The organism is Paenibacillus sp. OT2-17 (assembly GCF_009827695.1).
Lineage (GTDB): Bacteria > Bacillota > Bacilli > Paenibacillales > Paenibacillaceae > Paenibacillus > Paenibacillus polymyxa_B.
Genome location: NZ_WUDQ01000550.1, coordinates 1 through 2474 on the forward strand (window position 1 = coordinate 1; position 2474 = coordinate 2474).

Annotated in this window: 1 protein-coding gene; it reads right to left on the reverse strand. The window is 53.4% G+C overall.

The window, feature by feature from the left end; all coding sequences use genetic code 11:
* Positions 1-85 precede the first annotated feature (85 nt).
* The coding region (locus GRP75_RS24420) for a dynamin family protein (protein ID WP_237449172.1) at positions 86-2474 on the reverse strand (2389 nt) is incomplete at its 5' end.

The following is a 2474-nucleotide window of genomic DNA, read 5'->3' on the forward strand; positions in this document are numbered from 1 at the left end:
ATTGGTTAATTAATTTAAGATATAACGATTGTATATATTCAGTCAAGTGAAAAATCACTCTGTAACCTTTTGGTATCTCCATACTCTAACCTCTGTACAGAACTTCGGCTGCAAATGCTGAAAAATCATCTTCAAATGCATCAAAACGTGAAGCTGAACGCAGCGAAGCCTCTCCCTGTTCGGCAGCTTCCAACGCCAGCATACTGGAAAGCGGATAAATACGTGGTTTTCGGATTCCATTCGCCTGTAGTTGTTCCTGTACATGCCGGGTAACAGAATGCAGTTCTTCTTCAGAAGAAGCCAGATCTGATGCATTAACTATAAAAAACGTCTGATCCAGCGCCAAGGTCTCTTTAACTCGACCTAGTTGGTTCAGGAACTGGCGATCACCTTGCGTAAACGCATGGTTATAATAGGTGACAAATACAAGAGCGTCCGCATGCTTCATATAGTTGAAAGTCACGCCTGTGTGTCGTGCATTCACAGAATCCGCTCCTGGCGTATCCACTAGCACGATGCCCTGACGGGTCAGAGCGCAATCATAATAAAGGTCGATATGCTCCACAAAGCATGATTTGTGCTCAGACGCAACAAAATCCCGATACTGCTCTAAATCCACCTGTAGCTGTTGTCCCAGCAAGCTTTCAGCTTCTTCCCATCCGGCTGCGGCAGCCTTCAAAAAACTATAATGAGGCCTACCCGCAGGATGGATGCCTTCCGGAGATAAAGCATGAACGGCTTCTTGCCAGCCCGCTGCCGCGGGTTCCCCCAATCCTAATAACCGAAATGAGTATTTAAGATCTTCCCGCAACGCGTCCACTGGTTTCATATGGACGTCAGCCGTGGCATGGCGCTCAGCACTTGCAGGCGCCATTATGCGGTTAATCGCCGCTGTCGTTGGATGCGGCGATACGGGCAACACAGCTTCACCCAGCAAAGCGTTGGCGAAGCTGGATTTCCCAGCGCTGAACGCTCCAAACAGCGCCAGCGTAAACTGCCCTCCCTCCAGCGCAGCGGCACGGGCATGTAAATCCCGTACCGCCGCTTGCATGGCAGGGTACGGGCTTACCAGGGCAGCGGCAGCCTTCAATCGGGCCGCTGCTGCATCCAGCCGCGTGCGGCGGCCTCCGGCGGCAGGCTGTGCTGACGCCGTTCCTGCTAGCGGCTGCGCCGATGCGTTGCGCGGGCCAGCGATGTCAGAACGCGCAACGCCCGTTGGTGCCGCAGCTTGCGGGGCAGCAACGGCGGTATCGGACGCCGGTGCAGGCGCGATCGCACGGGGCAAGCCGCCTGGCGCGGACGCCTGCGGCAGCAAGCTGCGCAGCAGGCTGGCGTGCGAAGCCGAGGCCTGCACGCGGGTGCTGTAGCGGCTCGCCGCGTCCGCCTGCGCCAGCAGCGCAGTGCGTGCATCCGCGAGAGCCGCGCGGCGGGCTTCGGCTCGCACTGCAAGCTGGGCCAGCAGGCGGTCTAGCAGCGTTAGCGCCTTACGGCGGCAATCGGCGGTCACAACTGCGCGTAGATCCTTGCAATAGTTCAACGTATACTCCGGCGACAAGGCATTTTCCTTCACCGTTTGCTCTACCAGTTGCCGGTCCGTCACAGGGCGGATATCATCCAGCTCCTGCTCCATCGCAGCGGACCACAAACCCTGACCGTCACCCCAAGACCTCAGTAGCTCCCGTATATGAGGAAGCAATTGTCCCTCCACCTGATCAGTCAGCATTCCTGTCAGCCGTTCCAAACGGCTTTCCTTTTCTCGCTCAGTCTTTCCTCCTGCAAACCATATTCCTGTTTTGAAGCCCGGCTTGCGGCTCTCTAAGTATTCGCCTGCGGCTTCACGTAGCTCCGCTGGCGTCAAATGTGCGTGTTCCAGTAAATGATCCAGCTCTTGACGCAGTCGTTTACGCTCCTGCTCCGGAAGCACCTTCCAGTGCTCATCTTCTTGCTGCAAGGTTTTCTGCTCTATATCCAGGCGCAAAATGGCTTCTTCTCCACCTGCTTCTTTTAACAGTGTGTTCAGTTCCTCTTCTTCAGCTGCCTGCACAGTCTCCACGTGTTGCTCTACCAAATGATGCATAGAGGACACTAAACTGTATGCCAAAAGCTCTGTTTTTCGCTCCAGCAATTTCGGAATCAGGTACGTCAACTGTTTCCACTGGTTCCATGGATGATTCTGCTCCTTCAAGGAAGTAAAGAGGATATCCGTATAATGAACCTGCCAGGCATGAAAGCTGGTCTCCACCTCATTACGATAACGTGTAAATGAAAGCTCTCGCTCCCGGTGTTTATCGATTTGATTGATGATCAAATATAATGGCTTGCCCCAATCCGACAAACTTTTGGCAAAGGACAAATTATTTTCAGATTGGACATGATTGTAATCCATCACATAAAAAACAATATCTGCCCAATGTAAAGCAGAATGTGTCGCCAGCGCATGTCCGTGGTCTGTGGAATCTACGCCTGGTGTATCC